Below are 20920 nucleotides of genomic sequence, written 5' to 3'. Positions count from 1 at the left end.
GCATTCCCATATCAATGGCCGTAGCGGAACATGCCGGAAAAATCGCCTGCCCCCTAATAACTATAAGAGGAAAGACTCATGGCCGATGCTATCGAAGAAAGCCGCTATGCCCGATTTGCCCTGCGTTGTTCCAATTTCGCCGAGCGCTGGTTTCCAGACTCCTGGGTATTCGCCGCCCTTGCGGTGATCATCGTTGCCGTGGCGACCCTGGGTATGGGCGCCGCACCGACCGAGGCCGCCAAGGCCTTTGGTGATGGGTTCTGGAGCCTGATCCCGTTCACCATGCAGATGGCCTTCGTGGTGATCGGAGGTTATGTCGTCGCCAGCTCGCCGCCCGCCGTGAAACTGATCGACCGCCTGGCGCGTATCCCGAAGAACGGGCGCTCGGCGGTGGCCTGGGTGGCGTTGATCTCGATGGTCGCCTCGTTGCTGAACTGGGGCTTATCGCTGGTGTTTGGCGGTTTGCTGGTACGGGCGCTGGCACGGCGCACGGATCTGCGTATGGATTACCGTGCTGCCGGTGCCGCGGCGTATCTGGGGCTCGGTGCCGTGTGGGCGTTAGGGTTGTCGTCCTCGGCGGCTCAGTTGCAGGCCAACCCGGCGAGCCTGCCGCCGTCGATTCTGTCGATCACGGGGGTGATCCCGTTCACCGACACCATCTTCCTCTGGCAATCCGGCGTGCTGTTGCTGGCGTTGATCGTGGTATCACTGATCATCGCCTACGCCACCGCGCCCGGCCCGAACAGCGCCCGTGATGCCAAGGCCTGTGGGGTCGACCCGGCGTTCAACCTGCCAAAACTGCAAGCCCCGACCCGCCCGGGCGAGTGGCTGGAACATAGTCCATTGCTGACTATTCTGCTGGCGCTGCTGGCGGCCGGTTGGCTGTTCCATGAGTTCTCGACCAAACCGGCGATCAGTGCCATTTCAGGGCTGAACACCTATAACTTCCTGTTCATCATGACCGGCGCCCTGCTGCACTGGCGCCCGCGCAGCTTCCTCGATGCGGTGGCGCGTGCGGTGCCGACCACCACCGGCGTGCTGATCCAGTTCCCGCTGTACGGCTCGATCGCCGCGCTGATGACCGTGGTCAAGGGTGGCGACGGCCAGACCCTGGCGCACCATATCTCCACCTTCTTCACCTCCATCGCCTCCCACGACACCTACGCGTTGTTGATGGGTGTGTACTCGGCGGTGCTGGGCTTCTTCATCCCGTCGGGCGGTGGCAAGTGGATAATCGAAGCGCCGTACGTGATGCAAGTGGCCAATGACCTGCAATACCACCTGGGCTGGGCCGTGCAGATCTACAACGCCGCCGAGGCGCTGCCGAACCTGATCAACCCGTTCTATATGCTGCCGCTACTGGGAGTATTGGGGCTGAAGGCACGGGACTTGATCGGATTCTCGTTCGTGCAGTTGCTGGTACATACGCCGCTGGTATTGTTCCTGCTGTGGGCGCTGGGGACGACGTTGAAGTATTTGCCGCCGGTAATGCCCTAATCAATGGATGAAGCACCTGTTGCTGCAACAGGTGCTTCATTCAGGCGCAACAGGAAGACATTCCAATAGATCAGGCAGGGCGCTCTGGATCGTGTCCCAAACCACATCAAGGTTGATATCGAAATAACCGTGGGCGATTCGGTTGCGCATTCCGCGCATGCTACGCCATGGGACTTGCGGGTGACGTGACGCAAAATCCGGATGCTGGTCCATGATTTTCGTCGAGGCTTCACCAATGATGATCAGGCTCATGATCACCGCTTGCTGAGTACGCCGGTCTTCCAAAACCTTCTTTACCCAAGCCATCAACAAAGGTGATCGCATCAGTGGACGCTCTGCGGATGTGACTCAGATAATCTTCAAGACGGTTCATTGTCATACCGGCCGCGCCTCAGCCAAGACTTTTGCGCGAAACGTCAAAGGCAAATCGGCCGGCGTCAGCAAGTCCACATTTACGCCAAGCAGATCCTCGAGTTCTACCTGCAGCCCACCAAGATCAAAAAGAGTGGTTCCCGGCGGGGCATCGACCAGCAAATCCAGATCGCTGCCCTCTTGGTCGGTACCTAGTAATACAGACCCAAATACTCTCGGATTTGAGATGCGAAAACGGCCTACCACTTCTCTGACGGCTGCTCGCTGTAGGTCAAGGGCGGTTGAAGGTTTCACGGTTCACCTCAGTGGTATCCATTACTGATCCAGTCTAGCAGCGCTGACCGTCTGTAGACGCACGCATACGGCCCAGAGGGAGTACTTGCGCGCCAGCAGCGAATTGACACTGTGCCTGCTGTGATCCGTTGATTCAAATCACTGTCTTCGTTCCGTCACATTGCATTGCTACCGTCCTGCGAAATATCTTGCAACACCTCGCCAAGGACTCCCCGCAATGAGCGACGAGCACGAAGACCGCCCTTCCCCCGATTCCGCAGCCCAACCGCCAGTCGACACCAGCCGTCGGCGTTTCCTGGGGGGCGCGGCGGTGCTGGGGGTTGGCGCAACCTTGAGTGCCTGCGGCAATACCAGCGAAGCACCGGGTAAACCGGTGGCGCGGCCGCTGACGCCGCAAGAGTTGGACAAGGCCTTGCGTGAGCAGGTGAAAACCGTGGTGGTGATCTACGCCGAAAACCGCAGTTTCAACAACTTGTTTGCGGACTTCCCAGGTGTTGAGAAACCGCTGTCGGCGCTATCCGCCGCCGACACGCAGCAGCGTGACCGCGATGGCAGCCTGTTGACCACCCTGCCCCCAACCTGGGGTGGCGTGCTGCAAGTCGGCCCGCAAACGGTGGACGGTGTGACCTACCCCAGCGAAGTGCAATTCCAGGAAAACCTGCCCAACGCGCCCTTCGCCCTCAAGGGCCCGAATGCCGAAGACCTGCCCCTGAGCCTGGTCACCCGTGACCTGTGGCACGTGTTCTACCAGAACCAGATGCAGATCAACGGCGGCAAGAATGACAACTTCGTCGCCTGGGCCGACTCCGGCGGCCTGGTGATGGGCCATTACGCCCAGAGTCGTTATGCCCTGCGCCTGTGGGACGTGGCCAAGGAGTTTGTGCTCTGCGATAACTTCTTCCAGGGTGCGTTTGGCGGCTCGTTCCTCAACCACCAATACCTGATCAGCGCCACCGCGCCGTTTTACCCGAATGCCGCACAATCGGTGGCCAAGGCGCAGATCGCCACGCTGCAAAGCGATGACCCCACCGACCCGCGCCTCAAGCCCCTGGACAAGTCCCCCGCCAGCGCGATGAGCGGCCCGCCGCAGTTCGGCCCCAGCGCGCTGACCCCGGATGGCTACGGCGTGAACACCCTGGCCCCGCCCTACTGGCCGACCTGGATCCGCGACCCGGAAAACCCGGACTACTCCAAGCCTGACCTGCCCAACGTGCTGGTGCCACAAACCCACGAACACATCGGCGACAAGCTGTCGAAGAAGAACGTCGATTGGGCGTGGTACGCCGGCGCGTGGCAAGCGACGCTGGACCAGTTCAAGGATTCGGGCGGTATTCCGAAAATCCCGAACTTCCAGTATCACCACCAGCCGTTCAACTACTTCAAGCAGCAGGGTCCCGAGAACCGTGCTGAACGCAACAAACGCCTGCGCGATGGCGGTTTGGGGGACGAGTCGAGCACCAACAAGTTCTTTGCCGACGCCCAGGCTGGCAAGCTGCCCGCCGTGACCTTCTACAAACCCCAGGGCAACCTGAACATGCACGCGGGCTATGCCGACGTCGCCTCGGGCGACCGCCATATCGCCCGTGCCTTGAAGGTGCTGCAAGAGAGCCCGCAGTGGAAAAACATGGTGGTGGTGGTGACGGTCGACGAAAACGGCGGTTGGTGGGACCACGTGGCACCGCCCAAGGGCGACCGCTGGGGCCCTGGCACGCGGATTCCGGCGCTGGTGGTGTCGCCGTTCGCCCGAAAAGGCACGGTGGACCATACGGTGTACGACACCGCGTCGATCCTGCGCCTGATCACCCGGGTGTTCCAGTTGGAAACCCTGGACGGCCTCAAGCAACGCGACGATGCGATGATCGCCCGCGGCCAGAAACCCATGGGCGACTTGAGCAACGCGTTGCAGTTCAGCGTGTAGGTTTTCTTATCCAATAGCGACACGCCCGATGATTTAGCACGCGGTTTTCCTGGTCAGCCGCTACTGTGTTGGGGTGGGCTTTCACCCCGCGCAGACGGGCTTTCGCTGACAAGGAAACAACCATGTTCAAACCAACCAGGCTGTCCTTCACCCTGGCCGTACTGATGGCGAGTGCGGCGGTACAGGCCGACATCGAGGTGCCGCTGGGGAGCACGCAGCGCGTGACTCAGCTGTTCGCCTTCCCCAACAACTGCAATGTGATCTGCTTTCGGCCCTGGACGCTGGAACAGACTGCCGAGCATTACTTGAACCAGAGCCTGCAACGGGATGGGTACAGCCGGGCGAAAGTCAGCGTCAAGACCCATGACGGTCAGGTTTCGGCGACTTTCAGCGGCGTACCGTACAGTTATGGCCAACCGCTGACCACCCTGCTCAATACCGCCGACCTGGCCTATCAAGGCGCCAGCAAGCTCAACAGCGATGGCAAATGGGCCTACAACTGGTACCTGTTCCTGCCGCTGGGCATGGCCCTGGAAAATCGCAAAAGCATCGAGCTGCTGCACTTCCCGCCGGACTACTCGCTGACCCAGGCGCAGGACTACCTGGAATCGGCCACCACCGACCGCTGGGCTACCCTGTTGACCGACAACGGCATCCCGGCCACCGAAACGCCGGCCTACCAGACCATCATCGATATCGCGCCCATCGCCGCGCCGTCCAATGCGGGCAAGGACCTGGAAACCGTCTACAGCTACTTCACCGATTACCAGACGCACATGGTCCGGGAGTTGAGCCTGCCGGCCAAAGGGGCGTTGCCCATGGTGGCGTTCGGCGCACCGGTGCGCAGCTGGATCAAGCAACAATACGGGCAGACGGTTGGCGTGCTGGGCCTGGCGCAGATCAGCCCGGCCCCCGGCAAGACCGTTTCGGTGCTGGGTTCCAACCACCCCAGTTACATCTGGTATGCCGCGAGCCCCGACACCTACGGCGGTAACGAGCAGAAAGCCGACGAAGCCGGCTTGAAGGTCATGGGCCAGGACCTGAGCGCCGCCTGCTGGCAGGCCGGGATGGGCCAGAAACCGGCGAGCGATCCGAATGTATTACTCAAGGCCTGCATGAATACCTGGCAAGTCACGCGCAAGGAACAGACGTGCGAGCTGTTCTACACCTCGGTGCGCAATCTTTCCCCGGAAGACGCGAACGCCAAATGCGCCACAGCCGCCATCAAGACCCAGCTGAAACAGCTTCGCAATGCGGCGCCAACCCCTACGGTCAGTGCGCCGGCGCTGTAAGTTGCACAAAAAACAACCGATTTCTACTGTCAACATTCACAGTAGAAATCGGATCCATGTTCAGCGAGTCTTGAGCCGCGCCCATCCGCTGCAAGACTGGTAGTCAGCCACCACCCGCAGGTCGATGCAGCCTAAACCAGGAGAGTTATGAAAACTCAGGCCATGGATAAGGCTAAAACCGCTGCGAGTGACTGCCTTTATCCTTTCGCGAGCACGTCTTTTACGCGTGGTTACCCTTCGAGCCGTGAATTTCAGGTGGTCCACAACCCAGAGGGGGAGCCCACGGGAATAAAGGCTCGTATCAATTTTGGCAACCGGACATGCATCGCCAAGGTATCAGGCTATGCGTTGAGCGAGAGGTGTCAGCATACCTTTCAGATTTCTTCGCGCATTTACCTGTATGACCGATGGTTCTGCGGCCAATTGCGCCACTCCTGCAGCCCAAACGCCTTTCTCGATACTCAATATTTGGAGCTTTGGGCAGTGGCTCCGATCTGCGCAGGAACCTGGATCACGCTCGACTACGCCAGCACCTGCGACATCCTGGACGTTCAATTCGCTTGCACCTGCGGCGCGCCCTGTTGCAAGGAGTGGATCAAAGGCTGGAATGAACAGATCAATGCAGAGGGGCTGCGCTTCCTCGAAGAGAAGCGCAGCCTGGGCGCCCCTTAGGCCTCACCCAATGGACGCAAGCGATACTGCGGCGGCAACTGTTCGAAACCACTGATGGTGGTGTTCAAGCTCTTCCAGCGGCCATCCTTGATGCCGTAGATGCAACCGTGGATCGACAGGCTCTGCCCACGGTGCCAAGCGTTCTGCACGATGCTGGTGTGACCGACGTTGGCCACTTGCTGAATCACGTTCAACTCGCAAAGACGGTCGACGCGCTCTTCTTCAGTCGGCAACTGGGCCAGCAGGTCGCGGTTCTCATAGTAGAGGTCGCGAATCGTGCGCAACCAGCCGTCGATCAGGCCGAACTGGCGGTCCTGCATCGAGGCGCGCACGCCGCCGCAGCCATAGTGGCCGGTGACCAGGATGTGTTTGACCTTGAGCACGTCCACCGCGTACTGGATCACCGACAGGCAATTGAGGTCGGTGTGCAGCACCACGTTGGCGACGTTACGGTGCACGAACAGATCACCCGGCAGCATGCCGACGATCTCGTTGGCCGGTACGCGGGCATCGGAACAGCCGATCCACAGATATTCCGGGGTTTGCTGGCGGGCGAGCTTGGCGAAGAATTCGGGATCTTCCTGTTTGATCGCGTCCGCCCAGCGTTCATTGTTATCAAGCAGGTCTTGTAGTTCGTTCATCAGGGAAAGCCTCAGGAATGATGCGCAGTTTTGTGACTGACAACCCCGCGTCCAGGTCACGCTCAGCACGAATCAGCTTGAATCTTTAGCCCTCCGTGCCTGTCCACACACTATAAGCCCCACAGTATGAGGATTGGCCATGACTGAATCACGACGTCCCTACGGCGCTACACAGCCCGAACCGATTGATGATAATGAAGATCGCATGGGCTCGATGCGTGAGCTGGATTTTGACGAAGACGCGCCCACCACGCATATCGGTGACGAACGGGTGCGGGAGGCCGGGCTGACCGGGGCTTCAACCGAAGACCATGAAGCGACGGACGATGACATGAGCCCTGAAACGCTGATCCATGAAGATGGAGCACGGGATGCTAAGGAAGCGGGCGAAAGCGAACCGGCGGACTGGGACCTGAGTATCGTCGATGAGGATGAGATCGGTGGGGGCAATGGCCTGGATGAGGCCGAATTGGCAGATATTGATCCAATAGACGGTAACCGCTGACAAACCGTGTCCTACAGGTGGGAGGGGGCTTGCCCACGATAGCGGCATGTCAGACTGATAAGGTGCCTGGTACACCGCCATCGGGGGCAAGCCCCCTCCCACAATGGCCTATGTATTTAGTCGACCAGGGTGCAGGCCATGACGACCGCATCTTCGCGGCCACCGACAGCCGGGTAATAGTCCCGGCGACGGCCGATCTCGTTGAAGCCATAGCGCTCATACAGGCGAAACGCGCCGGTATTGCTGTCGCGCACTTCCAGGAAACACTCCCGTGCACTGGCGGCATAGGCGCGGGACATCAGGTGTTCCAGCAACGCCAGGCCAAGGCCGCGTCCCTGGTTTTCCGGTTTGACGGTGATGTTCAGCAGATGCGCCTCGTCGAGGATGATCTGCACCACGCCGTGTCCCACCTGCTGCTCACCTTCGAACATCAGCCAGATCTGGTATTTGCCCAGCCCGTCGAGAAAGATCCCACGGGTCCAGGGATGGCTGAACGCCGCGTATTCGATTTTCAGCACGGCGTCGAGGTCGGCCTCGGTCATCGGGCGGAAGGATAAAGCCTCACTCATCGGTTGTTTTCCAGCGCGCCATCAGCCGGCGCATGGCTTGCCAGACATCAGCCTTACGCTGTGGCTCTTCCATTAATAATTCCAGGCCCGGGAGGGCCCACACCAAACCCAGGCTTTCGACCTGCAGTTCGCGGTACCAGGCTTCGGCATTGGCTTCGCCAGCAAAGCGCACGGCGGGCAAGCCGATCAGCCACAGGCACGCGCAAGGTTCGTCTTCCAGGCGCGCCGACACAAAACCTTGCACGAAATCCCGTGCGGCCTCGGGGCCTTGATCCATGTTGCCACGCACCAGCAGCGGCCAGCGCACCGGGTCGCCGACGATTTGCGGGCTGTCGGGCAGGCCGGCGGCGCGCAGCATGTCCTTGAGCAGCATGTAGGCGGGGTCGCGGGTCTGGAAACGTTCGCCGGTGGGCAACTCCACCAGCAGCAGGCAGCGCCCGGCGCGCAGCAATTGCAGGGCAAAGCGCGGTGGTGGCACCACCGGGGCCTTGACCACCGGGGCCGCCTCGTCGACCACCTTGGCGGCCTTGGTCACCGGCGCGGGGCGCGGCACTTCGATCTTCGCCCGCTCCACCACCGGTCGCGTCTCCGGCGTGGGCTTGACCACCGCCACTGGCGCAGCCGCTTCCTCGCCCGAAGACTCGAACGCCTCATAGGGCTCAAGCGCCTGCAACAGCTCGGGCCGCGACGGCGCGGCAAACGGCAGTTCGGTGCGGGGCAGCCAGTTGACCACCTGCATGGCGCTCAAGTAAGCGCGACGTCGGGACTCGATAAGCACAGCTCGGCCACTTGTGGATAACTAAAGAGCGGGGATTCTACCGCTGTTCGGCAACAATCGCCCACTGCGTACTGACCGGCTGTGGATAAATCCCGCGTCCGATGCAGTACAATCGCGACTTTTAATCGCCAACCAGCCGGCCATTCCGATGATCGAACCCAAGCGCGTCTTGCGCGCCCTCGCCGAACACTGGGCCCTGCTTGAGCCACTGTGCGAACACTTCGACCAAGGCACCCTGAGCCTGGGCGAACTGCGCGCACAACTGGCCGCCCAACAACTGGACAGCACGCCACAGGACATCACCAGCCTGCTGGACGTGTGGATTCGCCTGGACATCCTGGTGCCTGTCGCCAAAAGCCCGAACCGTTTCGAGCTCAATGCACAGATCCACGACTTCCTGGCCTATCTTCGCAAGGAGCACCGGCTTGGCCTGTGCCTGGAAATCGAAGCCTACCTGCGCCACCTCGAGCGCCTGGCCGGTTACATCCAGGACGCCTTCGACATCCGTGACGGCCACGACCTGGCCCGTCAACTGCGTCTGCTCGACATGCGCGTGCGCGATGTGCTGAAAAAACTCGCCAACGACGAACAGGCCCTCGCCGCCGTGGCCGACCGCGCCAAGACCAGCGACCGCCAGATCCCGTTACGCCAGCGTTATGCCGAGGTCCTCGCGACCTGGGACGAATACGTCGAACCGATGATCCAACTGGTGAACGCCGACGGCGCCTTCGAACAAGGCGTGCGCAAGGTGGAAAATGTGCTGTTGCGCATGCTCACCGAACAGCAGCGCCTCGGCCACCTGGTGGACGACGACATGCTGCTGCGCACCCACGCGCGCATCCTGGAGATGCAGACCAGCGCCCAGTTGACCTTGCGTCATGCCCGCGAACTGCTGCTGCCGCTGCGTGAAGAAGCGCGTCGGCACAACGCCGTGACCCGTGGTGCGGCGCTGGCCTTGTCGGCCATTCGCCGCAAAGGCCTGGACGCAGTGCCGCAGGCGGCGATGCCGATGTTCACCCGGCCGCAGAGCACCTTCCTCGGCAGTGCCAGCCAGGTGGAAGCCTATGTGTACGCCCTGGCGAATTTCGAGCCGAAACCGGCGCGTTTTCCCAAGGCGCACAAGTCCCCCAAGGGCGACGCCCAGCGCGCACCGCGCACGGTCAAGGAGATGCTCGAACGCTGCGAAGACGCCCTGCCGATGCCGGACCTGATGACCTGGCTGCTGGAGCAGGAACCGGACGGCGCCACCGACGAACTGCTGTACTGGTTCTCGCGCCTCTCGCGGGAAAAACGCTTCAAGCGCGAACGCCTGGAACGCCGCGATTACCACACACACGAGCACCAGGTCAGCCTGCGCTCATTCGCCCTGCTCCCGGCCGGATCCGACGCCGCCGAGCACCCTGCGAGTACACCTCATGCATCTTGATCTATCCGAACTGTCCCAGCTGGCGCCGATCTTTCGCGAGCTGTTCAAGGGTTACCACGTCAGCCGCCGCGACCCGGAGCTGTACGCACAACTGTCGAACTTCCAGGACCAGTACCGCACGCTGTTCAAGGCCCTGGGCTTTGAGCTGGTGTGCGACACGCGGGGCTTCTACTACTTCGTGCCGGACACCGCCGTGGCCGCCGCGCAGGTCAACAAGACCGCCCAGCGCCTGGCGTTGTTCACCTTCATCATCGTCGAGCACCTGGCCGACCAGGGCCGCGACCCGATCGCCGTGCTCGACGGTGGCAGCCTCGGCCGTGATGAGTTGCCGTCTCTGCTGGAGAAGTACCGCGACCTGTTTATCCAGGCCGAAGTGCAGACCCAGGAAGAACTCGAAGAAAAAATCATGCGCCGCATGACCCAGCTGGGTTTTGCCAGCGAAGACAACGGCATCTATCGCTTCCTGCCGCCGATGCACCGCTTCCTCGATGTGTGCCTGTCGGTGCAGCAAGACCGCGACCTGGCAGCCAGCGTGCACAGCGTGTTGCCGCTGCCGGCACCGGTGATCATCGACGAAGACAGCGATGAGAAATTGCTGAAAACCGATGACCCACTCGACTTGAGCGACTTCGCCGATGAAAGCGAAGAAGACGCACTGGCCCGCGCGATTGCCGAAGAACAGGAGACCGATGCATGAGCAAGGAACGCTACGGCATCCGCCGCTTCGCCCTATTGAACACCGCCGGCTACAGCCTGGGTTTGTTCCCGCTGGAAGAGCCGCTGTCGGTGTATGGCGCTAACAACCTGGGTAAATCCGCCTCGATCAACGCCTTGCAGTTCCCGATCCTGGCGCGCATGTCGGACATGAGTTTCGGCAAGTACACCCTGGAACAATCACGACGCTTCTACTTTGCCACCGATACCAGCTACATCCTCGTGGAAGTCTCGCTGCCCCACGGCCCCCATGTAATCGGCGTGGTTGGGCGCGGCCCGGGCGGTGGTTTCGGTCACCAGTTCTTTGCCTATGCCGGCAAGCTGGACCTGGCGCACTACCAGAAGAATGACACCTGCCTGCGTCAGAAAGAGCTGTTCACCAACCTCGAGCGCGAAGGCCTGAAAGCCTACGAACTCAAGCCGGATGAACTGCGTCGCTTGCTGGTAGGCGGGCATACGTCGATCCCGCTGGACCTGACGTTGATTCCACTGCGCTCCACCAGCGAGCAGAGCCTGAAGACCTTCCGCGCACTGTTTATCAACCTGCTGCACATGCGTGAAATCACCGCGGCCAAGCTCAAGCAATTGTTCCTGGATGCGTTTGAGCACAGCCTGCGTTCGGGTAGCGTGGACTACATCGCGGCGTGCGAAGAAGCCTTCCGCGATGTGCGACGCATGGAGCAGGACTACAACTCCCTGGTCGCGGCCGGCCCTCTGGTTGAAGCGCTGTCCAATGGTGTTCGTCAGCGCGACGTGCTGCGTGGCAAATTGCATCGCCTGTCGCCATTGCTCGACTCGTTGCTGGGCACCTGGTCGGACTACGCCAGTGCACGCAAGGAAGAACTGACGATTCAGGCCGAACACTACCGCAACGAGCAGGACGCGCTGCAGAACGATCAGCGTGGCGGCACCCAGGAGCTGATGCGCCTGGAGCGGGAAATCAGCGGTATCCAGCGTTGGTTGGGCGAGTTGTCGGTGCTCAAGCATCGCTTTGCGCTGGTGGATGACGTGAAGGTGCTGGAGCAGCAGTTGCTGGCGGCCAAGGATGCCCACGATGAGTTGGCGGGTGCCCTTGCGCAGTCGCGGCAGTTCAGCGCCGAGGATCTGGATGAGCGTCTGCGCGACTTGGAAAAACGCTTGAAGTCGGTCAAGCAGCAGCTCGACCACGCGGACAACAACAGCTACGCCAAACTGCGCGAAGAATTCTCACAGCAGGATGTCGAGCGTCTGATGCGCCTGTTCAACAGTTCGTTGTTCAGCCTGCCGTTGGGCGAGCATGGCATCACCCTGGATGAGGAAGGTCAGTGGGTCAAATCCCTGGAGCAAATCCTCGACGGCTTCAAGGGTGAGCGTTTTGAAGTGCCGGGGCTGTCCATCGACATCTCCCACATCGAACCGCCGGCATTGCAGGCCTTGGCGGATCGCGCGGCGTTGCGCGATCAGAAAGAGCGCCTGGAAAAAGAACTCAAGCAACTGAAAACCCAGCAGGCTGTCGCCTCCGACCGTGCCGCGAGCAAGACGCAGACCGAAGCGCTGTACCAGCAGGTGCTCGATGCGCAGAAAGCCCTGGAAGACTTCCGCCGTGCGCAAACCCTGAGCGCCGAAGAAGGCGAGAAGCTGGAAAACCTCGCGCAGATGGAAGCCGCACAAGACGAATTGAAGCGCTCCAGCGATGCGTTCACCGAGCGCGTTCAGCAACTGTCGGCCAAGCTGCAATTGGTCGGCCGCCAGATTGGTGACATGGAAGCCAAGCAACGCACGCTGGACGACGCGTTGCGTCGCCGTCAGTTGTTGCCGGCGGACTTGCCCTTCGGCACACCGTTCATGGAACCGGTCGACGATTCCATGGACAACCTGCTGCCGCTGCTCAATGACTATCAGGACAGCTGGCAAGGTTTGCTGCGCGCCGACGGGCAGATCGAAGCGCTGTACGCCCAGGTTCGCCTCAAGGGCGTGGCCAAGTTCGACAGCGAGGATGATGTCGAGCGTCGCCTGCAATTGCTGATCAACGCTTATGCGCACCGCACGGATGAAGCGCTGACACTCGGCAAGGCCCGCCGTGCGGCGGTCACCGATATCGCACGGACCCTGCGCAACATCCGCAGCGACTACGACAGCCTTGAGCATCAACTGGCGTTGTTCAACCGTGAGATCAACAAACGCCAGGTCTCCAACCTGCAAAGCTTCCGCATCGTGCTGGCGCCGAACAAGGAAGCGCTCAAGCATATCGACCAGATCATCCACAGTGCCGGTCAGTATGAAGAAGGCGAAACCCTCTCGGTGTTCGACCTGAGCCAGAGCGCCGAGCAGGACAACAAGAACGAAGAAGCCAAAGAGTACCTGGCGCGACTGGTGGCGGCCAACCATAACCAACTGGGCCTCAAGGACTTGTTTGAGCTGGCGTTCGAGATCACCAAGGTGCATGGCCAGCCGGTGATCCACACCGATATCGACGGCGCGGCGTCCAACGGCACCACCATGACCATCAAGGCGCTGACCAACATGTACTTGTTGCTGCACTTGATGGACCGTGACCAGGCCGGGCGTGTGCGCTTGCCGTACTACCTCGACGAGGCGGCGGACATCGATGAGAAGAACCAGGCTGCCCTGTTGGAGACCAGCTTGCAGCTGGGCTTCGTGCCGATCCTGGCCAGTGTGAAGCCGCAGGTGTCCGCCCAGGTGGCGATCGACCTGGAAGGCGGCAGCGGGCCGAATGGGATCTACATCGATGAGGCGGACTGGAAGTACATCCGTCGTCATGATGTGGTGAAGGCGACGATGAATGTGCAGGCAGACGAGCCGGAGCTGGATGAAGTCTGACGTCCTGCGCTGAAATGCAAAAAGGCCGCGATCTATGGATCGCGGCCTTTTTTGTGGCGCTTATTTGCCGAGCGGGATTTTAGGTGCCCAGGTCAGCCACTCATCTTCAAACTTGTCGAACAGCGGGAAGGTTTGCTGTGGCCGGGCGGCATTGCCCATGCGCTCGCCATCGGGTGTGGCGAAGGCGATACCGCCGGCGACCAGGGTTTCCAAGGATTCCGTGCGTACGGTTGCGCCTTTGAACAGGCCGAAGTCGAGGCCAAAGCCACTGGTGTTCCAGAACCGGCTCCCGCCACGCACCAGCGGGGCATATTTAGGCTCAATCAGAATATGGATCAACACACGGTCGGCGGTTTGGCCCAGCTCGTAGCCGGTGACTTTGCCCACGGTGACTTCGCGGTAGGTGACCGGCACGCCCTCCTTCAGCGAACCACGGCGGGCGGCGCTGAGGGTCAGGCTCAGGCCGGCTTCCTGATGGGCGGCTTCAGGGGGTTGGTCCAGCGCGACGAAACTCTTCTGCGGGCCGGCGCTTTTCGCAGCCGGTTGCACTTCGATGTATTGACCGGTGACCAGGGTTTCCAGGTTAGCGGTTTTCATCAGCCCCAGCTCAGGCTTGACCACCCAGAACTGGCTGCCGACGCGGGCGATACGATCTGCTACCTGGGTGATACGCGCACTGAGCAGCACCGACTGCATGTCGGCACTGAGGTCGACACTTTCAATCTTGCCCACGTCCAGGCCTTTGAAACGTACAGGTGTACCAGGGCGCATGCCGTCGGCGCGGTCGACCTTGATGGTCACTAGGGTACCGTGCTGGTTGGCGGCATCGCGGTCGGCAAACAGCCGGAAACGCGGAATGCGCTTTTTCAGCGGAACGTTCTGCTCGGGTGTTTCGAAGGCGATTCCGCCGGCCATCAAGCTGGCCAGGGATTCACTCTTCACCTGGATGCCGCCCGTGAGACCACCGGTCAGGGTGACGCCGCTGGCATTCCAGAAACGCGTCGAGCCATTGACCAGGTTTTCGTATTCCTTCTCGATGTGGACGCCGATCACCAACTGTTTGTTCTTGCGCGAGAACTGATAACTCTGCACCGAGCCGACCTTGACCTGCTTGTAGAGGATCGGACTGCCGACATCCAGGGAGCCGAGGCTGTCAGTGAACAGCACCATGTGTAGCCCCGGCGAACGCAGGTCCAACGGGGGAGCCTTGGCCCTTGCGACATACTCGCGTTGTGGAGGCGTCCCTTTGTCACCCGGGCGGATGGCGATGTAGTTACCTTTGACCAAGGCCTCAAGCCCGGTGATACCCGCCAGGGAAATTGACGGTTTGACGACCCAGAACTGGGTGTCCTGTACCAGGTAATCTTCAGCCAGGGGATCAAGGGTCAGTTCGGCGTTAGCACTGGAAAGGTCTGGGTTGATCTTCAGCGTTTTCAGGCTGCCGACCTGGATACCTTTGTACATCACCGGTGTACGGCCGGCCTGCAGGCCTTCGAAGTCGGAGAGTGTGACCTTGACCTTGATACCGGCCGCAGCGGCGTCGAAATCTTCGTACAGGCGGAATGGCAGGCTTGGATCCGTAGGCGGACTGTCCTTGCGGTTCTCCGGCGTGGCGAAGGCAATACCGCCGGCAACGATGCTGGAGAGGGATTCGCTGCGAACTTTCACGCCGGAGAGGTTGGCATCGATGCTGATGCCGCTGGCGTTCCAGAAACGTGTGTGTTTGCGCACGAGGCTGGCGTAGGTCGGTTCGATATAGACCTTGATCTCGACGGTGCTCTGGTCTTCGGAGAGCAGGTAGCTTTTGACCTGGCCTACCTGGATCTGCTTGTAGAACACCGGGCTGCCACGGTTGAGCGAACCGAGACGGTCAGCCTTGATGGTCAGGTGCAAACCGGGCTTGGCGTCGGACAAGGGTGGCTCTTCGGAGAGCGCCTTGAACTTGCGCGTGGGCTCACCGTCACCCGGGCTCGCGGCGATATAGTTGCCCGACACCAGGGTTTCCAGGCCGGTGATGCCGGCGAGGCTGACACTCGGTTTGACCAGCCAGAAACGGGTGTTGGTCTTCAGGTATTGTTCGACGTCCTTGTTCATCTCGATGGTGGCAATCACACCGCGATTGTTACCTTCGTCATCCAGCGCCAAGGCCTTGACCTTGCCCACTGGCATGCCTTTGTAGACCACTTCGGTTTTGTTGACCTGGATACCTTCGCCACTCTCAAAGCGCACCTGGATATCGATGCCCTGTTGAGAATAGGCACGCCACCCCAGCCATCCACCGATGATCAGGGCGATCAGGGGCAACACCCAAATGGCCGACCAGTTGGAGGCTGGGCGGGTTTTAGCTTTTGGCAAATCACTCATGGTCGTCGTCCGACTCCGTGTTATCCCAAATCAGTCGGGGATCAAAAGTTACTGCGGCAAGCATCGTCAAGATCACCACACTGGCGAACGCCGCCGCGCCGAGATTGGCCTCGACACTGGCGAGTCGTCCAAAGTTTACAACCGCCACCAGGATGGCGATCACGAAGATATCCAGCATGGACCAGCGGCCAATGAATTCGATAAAGCGGTACATCACAATGCGTTGTTGCGCGGACAGCGGTTGGTGACGCTGCACCGAGAACAGTAGCAGACCTATGCCGACCAGCTTGAACGTCGGCACCAGGATGCTGGCGATGAACACCACGGCCGCGATAGGGTACATGCCATGCTGCACCAGTTGAATCACCCCAGCCATGATAGTGCTGGGGTCGCCCTGGCCAAGCGAATTGATGGTCATGATAGGTAACAGGTTGGCGGGAATGTACAAGATCGCCGCGGTGATCAGCAGCGCCCAGGTACGGGTAAGGCTGTTGGGGCGACGGGCATGGATCAGCGCTCCACAACGGGTGCAGGTTTGCTCATCGCTATCAGCGTCTTGTTTGTTCAACTCGTGGCATTCGGTACAAATCAGAATGCCCGCATCAATCGCCCGCATGATCATCCTCTCCTGATAGCGCTTGCCATATCTGGTGGGGCGACATCACCACCTCAAGCAACACCTGAACCACCAATAGGCTGATAAAACAGACCAGCCCCAGGCCTATCGTGATGGAGGCCATGTCGGCGAGTTTTACGATCGCCACCAATACGCCCATCAAATAGACCTCCAGCATTCCCCAGTCTTTCATGTGATGGTAAATGCGGTACAGCAGCAGCCCATAACTGCGCCCGACATTCCAGCGGATGCTGAGCAACACTGCCAATTGGCAAAGCAGCTTGAGCAAGGGGATGCCCATGCTGCACAGGAAAACGACAGCGGCGACACCTTGCATGCCGGTGTCGAACAAACCAACGACGCCACTCCACACGGTGTCCTCGGAGGACTGCCCAAGTAGATTGAGCTGCATGATGGGTAGAAAGTTCGCGGGTATATACAGCAACAGTGCAGCCAGCACCAAGGCGATGCTTCGCTCAACGACATTGTGGCGGTGAGCGTACAGCTCGTAACCGCAACGCGGGCATTGGGCTTTTTCGCCGAGGGCGAGCACCGGTTTGCGCATCAGCAAGTCGCACTCATGGCATGCCACCAGGTCGTCCAGTGGTAAATCCGATAGCTCGAGGGCATCAGCCGGATCGGGCATAGATAGGGCTCTGACTCTAAAAATGGTTAGGTGCCTATTCTAGTGCTCTGGTTCAGAAATAACTGTGCAAATTTGTCGGGGGATAAGTAGCGCTCGAGTTTTCTACCGCCCAAAACAAAACCCCTGACTGCGTTAGCAATCAGGGGTTCTGGAATTTAATCTTGACGATGACCTACTCTCACATGGGGAAACCCCACACTACCATCGGCGATGCATCGTTTCACTACTGAGTTCGGGATGGGATCAGGTGGTTCCAATGCTCTATGGTCGTCAAGAAATTCGGGTACTGAGTCGCGGCCTAAGCCTCGCTTCAGCAAATTGGGTATGTGACAGCTTTCGGTGCTTTGTGAGCGTCGAACTTTCGGTTCATTTTCGTCTTCACACACCGCAATCTGATGCTCGTTAGAGTGGTCAAATTGCTTGGGTGTTATATGGTCAAGCCTCACGGGCAATTAGTATTGGTTAGCTCAACGCCTCACAGCGCTTACACACCCAACCTATCAACGTCGTAGTCTTCGACGGCCCTTCAGGGAACTCAAGGTTCCAGTGAGATCTCATCTTGAGGCTAGTTTCCCGCTTAGATGCTTTCAGCGGTTATCTATTCCGAACATAGCTACCCGGCAATGCCACTGGCGTGACAACCGGAACACCAGAGGTTCGTCCACTCCGGTCCTCTCGTACTAGGAGCAGCCCCTCTCAAATCTCAAACGTCCACGGCAGATAGGGACCGAACTGTCTCACGACGTTCTAAACCCAGCTCGCGTACCACTTTAAATGGCGAACAGCCATACCCTTGGGACCGGCTTCAGCCCCAGGATGTGATGAGCCGACATCGAGGTGCCAAACACCGCCGTCGATATGAACTCTTGGGCGGTATCAGCCTGTTATCCCCGGAGTACCTTTTATCCGTTGAGCGATGGCCCTTCCATACAGAACCACCGGATCACTAAGACCTACTTTCGTACCTGCTCGACGTGTCTGTCTCGCAGTCAAGCGCGCTTTTGCCTTTATACTCTACGACCGATTTCCGACCGGTCTGAGCGCACCTTCGTACTCCTCCGTTACTCTTTAGGAGGAGACCGCCCCAGTCAAACTACCCACCATACACTGTCCTCGATCCGGATAACGGACCTGAGTTAGAACCTCAAAGTTGCCAGGGTGGTATTTCAAGGATGGCTCCACGCGAACTGGCGTCCACGCTTCAAAGCCTCCCACCTATCCTACACAAGCAAATTCAAAGTCCAGTGCAAAGCTATAGTAAAGGTTCACGGGGTCTTTCCGTCTAGCCGCGGATACACTGCATCTTCACAGCGATTTCAATTTCACTGAGTCTCGGGTGGAGACAGCGCCGCCATCGTTACGCCATTCGTGCAGGTCGGAACTTACCCGACAAGGAATTTCGCTACCTTAGGACCGTTATAGTTACGGCCGCCGTTTACCGGGGCTTCGATCAAGAGCTTCGCGTTAGCTAACCCCATCAATTAACCTTCCGGCACCGGGCAGGCGTCACACCCTATACGTCCACTTTCGTGTTTGCAGAGTGCTGTGTTTTTAATAAACAGTCGCAGCGGCCTGGTATCTTCGACCGGCATGAGCTTACGGAGCAAGTCCTTCACCCTCACCGGCGCACCTTCTCCCGAAGTTACGGTGCCATTTTGCCTAGTTCCTTCACCCGAGTTCTCTCAAGCGCCTTGGTATTCTCTACCCAACCACCTGTGTCGGTTTGGGGTACGGTTCCTGGTTACCTGAAGCTTAGAAGCTTTTCTTGGAAGCATGGCATCAACCACTTCGTTAACTAAAAGTTAACTCGTCATCAGCTCTCGGCCTTAAGATCCCGGATTTACCTAAGATCTCAGCCTACCACCTTAAACTTGGACAACCAACGCCAAGCTGGCCTAGCCTTCTCCGTCCCTCCATCGCAATAACCAGAAGTACAGGAATATTAACCTGTTTTCCATCGACTACGCTTTTCAGCCTCGCCTTAGGGACCGACTAACCCTGCGTCGATTAACGTTGCGCAGGAAACCTTGGTCTTTCGGCGTGGGTGTTTTTCACACCCATTGTCGTTACTCATGTCAGCATTCGCACTTCTGATACCTCCAGCAAGCTTCTCAACTCACCTTCACAGGCTTACAGAACGCTCCTCTACCGCATCACTTACGTGATACCCGTAGCTTCGGTGTATGGTTTGAGCCCCGTTACATCTTCCGCGCAGGCCGACTCGACTAGTGAGCTATTACGCTTTCTTTAAAGGGTGGCTGCTTCTAAGCCAACCTCCTAGCTGTCTAAGCCTTCCCACATCGTTTCCCACTTAACCATAACTTTGGGACCTTAGCTGACGGTCTGGGTTGTTTCCCTTTTCACGACGGACGTTAGCACCCGCCGTGTGTCTCCCATGCTCGGCACTTGTAGGTATTCGGAGTTTGCATCGGTTTGGTAAGTCGGGATGACCCCCTAGCCGAAACAGTGCTCTACCCCCTACAGTGATACATGAGGCGCTACCTAAATAGCTTTCGAGGAGAACCAGCTATCTCCGAGCTTGATTAGCCTTTCACTCCGATCCACAGGTCATCCGCTAACTTTTCAACGGTAGTCGGTTCGGTCCTCCAGTTAGTGTTACCCAACCTTCAACCTGCCCATGGATAGATCGCCCGGTTTCGGGTCTATTCCCAGCGACTAGACGCCCTATTAAGACTCGCTTTCGCTACGCCTCCCCTATTCGGTTAAGCTCGCCACTGAAAATAAGTCGCTGACCCATTATACAAAAGGTACGCAGTCACAGAACAAAGTCTGCTCCCACTGCTTGTACGCATACGGTTTCAGGATCTATTTCACTCCCCTCTCCGGGGTTCTTTTCGCCTTTCCCTCACGGTACTAGTTCACTATCGGTCAGTCAGTAGTATTTAGCCTTGGAGGATGGTCCCCCCATATTCAGACAAAGTTTCTCGTGCTCCGTCCTACTCGATTTCATGACTAAGAGATTTTCGCGTACAGGGCTATCACCCACTATGGCCGCACTTTCCAGAGCGTTCCGCTAATCTCAAAGCCACTTAAGGGCTAGTCCCCGTTCGCTCGCCACTACTAAGGGAATCTCGGTTGATTTCTTTTCCTCAGGGTACTTAGATGTTTCAGTTCCCCTGGTTCGCCTCTTGCACCTATGTATTCAGTACAAGATAACCATCTTATGATGGCTGGGTTCCCCCATTCAGACATCTCCGGATCAAAGTCTGTTTGCCGACTCCCCGAAGCTTTTCGCAGGCTACCACGTCTTTCATCGCCTCTGACTGCCAAGGCATCCACCGTATGCGCTTCTTCACTTGACCATATAACCCCAAGCAATCTGGTTATACTGTGAAGACGACATTCGCCGAAAATTCGAATTTCTCAACTAAGAGAACTCACAAATTTTACCTTAGCCTGATCCGTTACCAGTGAAAGTAACGTTCAGTCTATCTTTCTATCACATACCCAAATTTTTAAAGAACGATCTAATCAAAGACTAGAAATCAACATTCACCATCGCCTTGATGGAATGCTCATTTCTAAGCTTTCAAAACTTTCAGAAGCAGTAGTGGTGGAGCCAAACGGGATCGAACCGTTGACCTCCTGCGTGCAAGGCAGGCGCTCTCCCAGCTGAGCTATGGCCCCGTATTTCTACAGGCGTTTCCCACACAAAATTGGTGGGTCTGGGCAGATTCGAACTGCCGACCTCACCCTTATCAGGGGTGCGCTCTAACCAACTGAGCTACAGACCCAATTTCGGGCTGCTTCTTTATCGTCTTCTTCAATGAATCAA

16 protein-coding genes, 2 tRNA genes and 2 rRNA genes are annotated in these 20920 nt (G+C 58.7%); 8 read left to right on the top strand and 12 right to left on the bottom strand.

Going from position 1 to position 20920, the window contains the following annotated elements; genetic code table 11:
* Positions 1–78 precede the first annotated feature (78 nt).
* Positions 79–1497 (top strand): short-chain fatty acid transporter, encoded by a 1419-nt coding sequence (locus ACZ445_RS03455; RefSeq protein ID WP_058423151.1) that lies wholly within the window; start codon positions 79–81, stop codon positions 1495–1497.
* 36 nt (positions 1498–1533) lie between these two features.
* Here ACZ445_RS03455 and ACZ445_RS03450 read toward each other — a convergent pair whose 3' ends face one another.
* Positions 1534–1749 carry a HepT-like ribonuclease domain-containing protein gene (locus ACZ445_RS03450; protein ID WP_445764757.1) on the bottom strand — a complete coding sequence of 72 codons (216 nt, stop codon included), beginning with the start codon at positions 1747–1749 and terminating at the stop codon, positions 1534–1536.
* A 123-nt stretch (positions 1750–1872) separates the two neighbouring features.
* On the bottom strand, positions 1873–2163 hold the full coding sequence (locus ACZ445_RS03445) for a nucleotidyltransferase family protein (protein ID WP_076955290.1): 291 nt from the start codon (positions 2161–2163) through the stop codon (positions 1873–1875).
* A 217-nt stretch (positions 2164–2380) separates the two neighbouring features.
* On the opposite strand from ACZ445_RS03445, the gene acpA reads away from it, so the two are divergent.
* The 3 genes from acpA to ACZ445_RS03430 all read left to right on the top strand — a co-directional run bounded on the left by acpA (position 2381) and on the right by ACZ445_RS03430 (position 6045).
* On the top strand, positions 2381–4081 hold the full coding sequence (gene acpA / locus ACZ445_RS03440) for an acid phosphatase (RefSeq protein ID WP_310863419.1): 1701 nt from the start codon (positions 2381–2383) through the stop codon (positions 4079–4081).
* Positions 4082–4203: 122 nt separating this feature from the next.
* Positions 4204–5373, top strand: coding sequence for a hypothetical protein (locus ACZ445_RS03435; protein ID WP_310863418.1), 1170 nt, complete (start codon positions 4204–4206; stop codon positions 5371–5373).
* Between the two features lie 147 nt (positions 5374–5520).
* Positions 5521–6045, top strand: coding sequence for an SET domain-containing protein (locus ACZ445_RS03430; protein ID WP_058423154.1), 525 nt, complete (start codon positions 5521–5523; stop codon positions 6043–6045).
* On the opposite strand, the gene can is transcribed toward ACZ445_RS03430, so the two are convergent.
* Positions 6042–6686 (bottom strand): carbonate dehydratase, encoded by a 645-nt coding sequence (gene can, locus ACZ445_RS03425; protein ID WP_010213394.1) that lies wholly within the window; start codon positions 6684–6686, stop codon positions 6042–6044. The genes ACZ445_RS03430 and can overlap by 4 nt on opposite strands.
* 139 nt (positions 6687–6825) lie before the next feature.
* Between can and ACZ445_RS03420 the strand changes: the two genes are divergently transcribed.
* Positions 6826–7191 carry a hypothetical protein gene (locus ACZ445_RS03420; RefSeq protein WP_058423155.1) on the top strand — a complete coding sequence of 122 codons (366 nt, stop codon included), beginning with the start codon at positions 6826–6828 and terminating at the stop codon, positions 7189–7191.
* 116 nt (positions 7192–7307) lie between these two features.
* Here ACZ445_RS03420 and rimI read toward each other — a convergent pair whose 3' ends face one another.
* Both rimI and ACZ445_RS03410 read right to left on the bottom strand, forming a co-directional pair.
* A complete protein-coding gene (rimI, locus tag ACZ445_RS03415) occupies positions 7308–7760 on the bottom strand; it encodes a ribosomal protein S18-alanine N-acetyltransferase (RefSeq protein WP_005784514.1) in 453 nt (150 codons plus the stop codon).
* Positions 7753–8499: a hypothetical protein gene (locus tag ACZ445_RS03410; RefSeq protein ID WP_058423156.1), complete on the bottom strand. Its 747-nt coding sequence runs from the start codon at positions 8497–8499 to the stop codon at positions 7753–7755. The genes rimI and ACZ445_RS03410 overlap by 8 nt, the downstream gene beginning before the upstream one ends.
* 187 nt (positions 8500–8686) lie before the next feature.
* Between ACZ445_RS03410 and mksB the strand changes: the two genes are divergently transcribed.
* Genes mksB through mksF form a run of 3 tightly spaced genes read left to right on the top strand, consistent with a single transcriptional unit; the run spans position 8687 to position 13498 of the window.
* Positions 8687–9964, top strand: coding sequence for an Mks condensin complex protein MksB (gene mksB / locus ACZ445_RS03405; RefSeq protein WP_179029139.1), 1278 nt, complete (start codon positions 8687–8689; stop codon positions 9962–9964).
* Positions 9954–10661 carry an Mks condensin complex protein MksE gene (mksE, locus tag ACZ445_RS03400; RefSeq protein ID WP_016974932.1) on the top strand — a complete coding sequence of 236 codons (708 nt, stop codon included), beginning with the start codon at positions 9954–9956 and terminating at the stop codon, positions 10659–10661. Before mksB ends, mksE begins: the two co-directional genes overlap by 11 nt.
* Positions 10658–13498 (top strand): Mks condensin complex protein MksF, encoded by a 2841-nt coding sequence (gene mksF / locus ACZ445_RS03395; protein WP_179029140.1) that lies wholly within the window; start codon positions 10658–10660, stop codon positions 13496–13498. The genes mksE and mksF overlap by 4 nt, the downstream gene beginning before the upstream one ends.
* 60 nt (positions 13499–13558) lie before the next feature.
* Here the strand turns inward: mksF and ACZ445_RS03390 are convergent, their stop codons facing one another.
* From ACZ445_RS03390 to ACZ445_RS03360, 7 genes are all read right to left on the bottom strand, one after another.
* The gene (locus ACZ445_RS03390) at positions 13559–15862 is read right to left on the bottom strand and encodes a PqiB family protein (RefSeq protein ID WP_058423160.1); all 2304 of its coding nucleotides are present in this window, start codon (positions 15860–15862) and stop codon (positions 13559–13561) included.
* Positions 15855–16478, bottom strand: a complete 624-nt coding sequence (locus ACZ445_RS03385; RefSeq protein ID WP_058423161.1) for a paraquat-inducible protein A — start codon at positions 16476–16478, stop codon at positions 15855–15857. The genes ACZ445_RS03390 and ACZ445_RS03385 overlap by 8 nt, the downstream gene beginning before the upstream one ends.
* Positions 16465–17124: a paraquat-inducible protein A gene (locus ACZ445_RS03380; RefSeq protein WP_058423162.1), complete on the bottom strand. Its 660-nt coding sequence runs from the start codon at positions 17122–17124 to the stop codon at positions 16465–16467. Before ACZ445_RS03380 ends, ACZ445_RS03385 begins: the two co-directional genes overlap by 14 nt.
* A 159-nt stretch (positions 17125–17283) precedes the next feature.
* Positions 17284–17399: ribosomal RNA gene (gene rrf, locus ACZ445_RS03375) — 5S ribosomal RNA — on the bottom strand.
* Positions 17400–17555: 156 nt separating this feature from the next.
* Positions 17556–20447 (bottom strand): 23S ribosomal RNA (locus ACZ445_RS03370).
* 249 nt (positions 20448–20696) lie between these two features.
* Positions 20697–20772, bottom strand: a tRNA-Ala gene (locus ACZ445_RS03365).
* A gap of 30 nt (positions 20773–20802) precedes the next feature.
* Positions 20803–20879 (bottom strand) — tRNA-Ile (locus ACZ445_RS03360).
* Between the last annotated feature and the right edge of the window lie 41 nt (positions 20880–20920).

Source organism: Pseudomonas allii (assembly GCF_055380095.1).
Note: the sequence above shows the minus strand (reverse complement) of the source record. Positions and strands in the feature narration are given on the sequence as shown.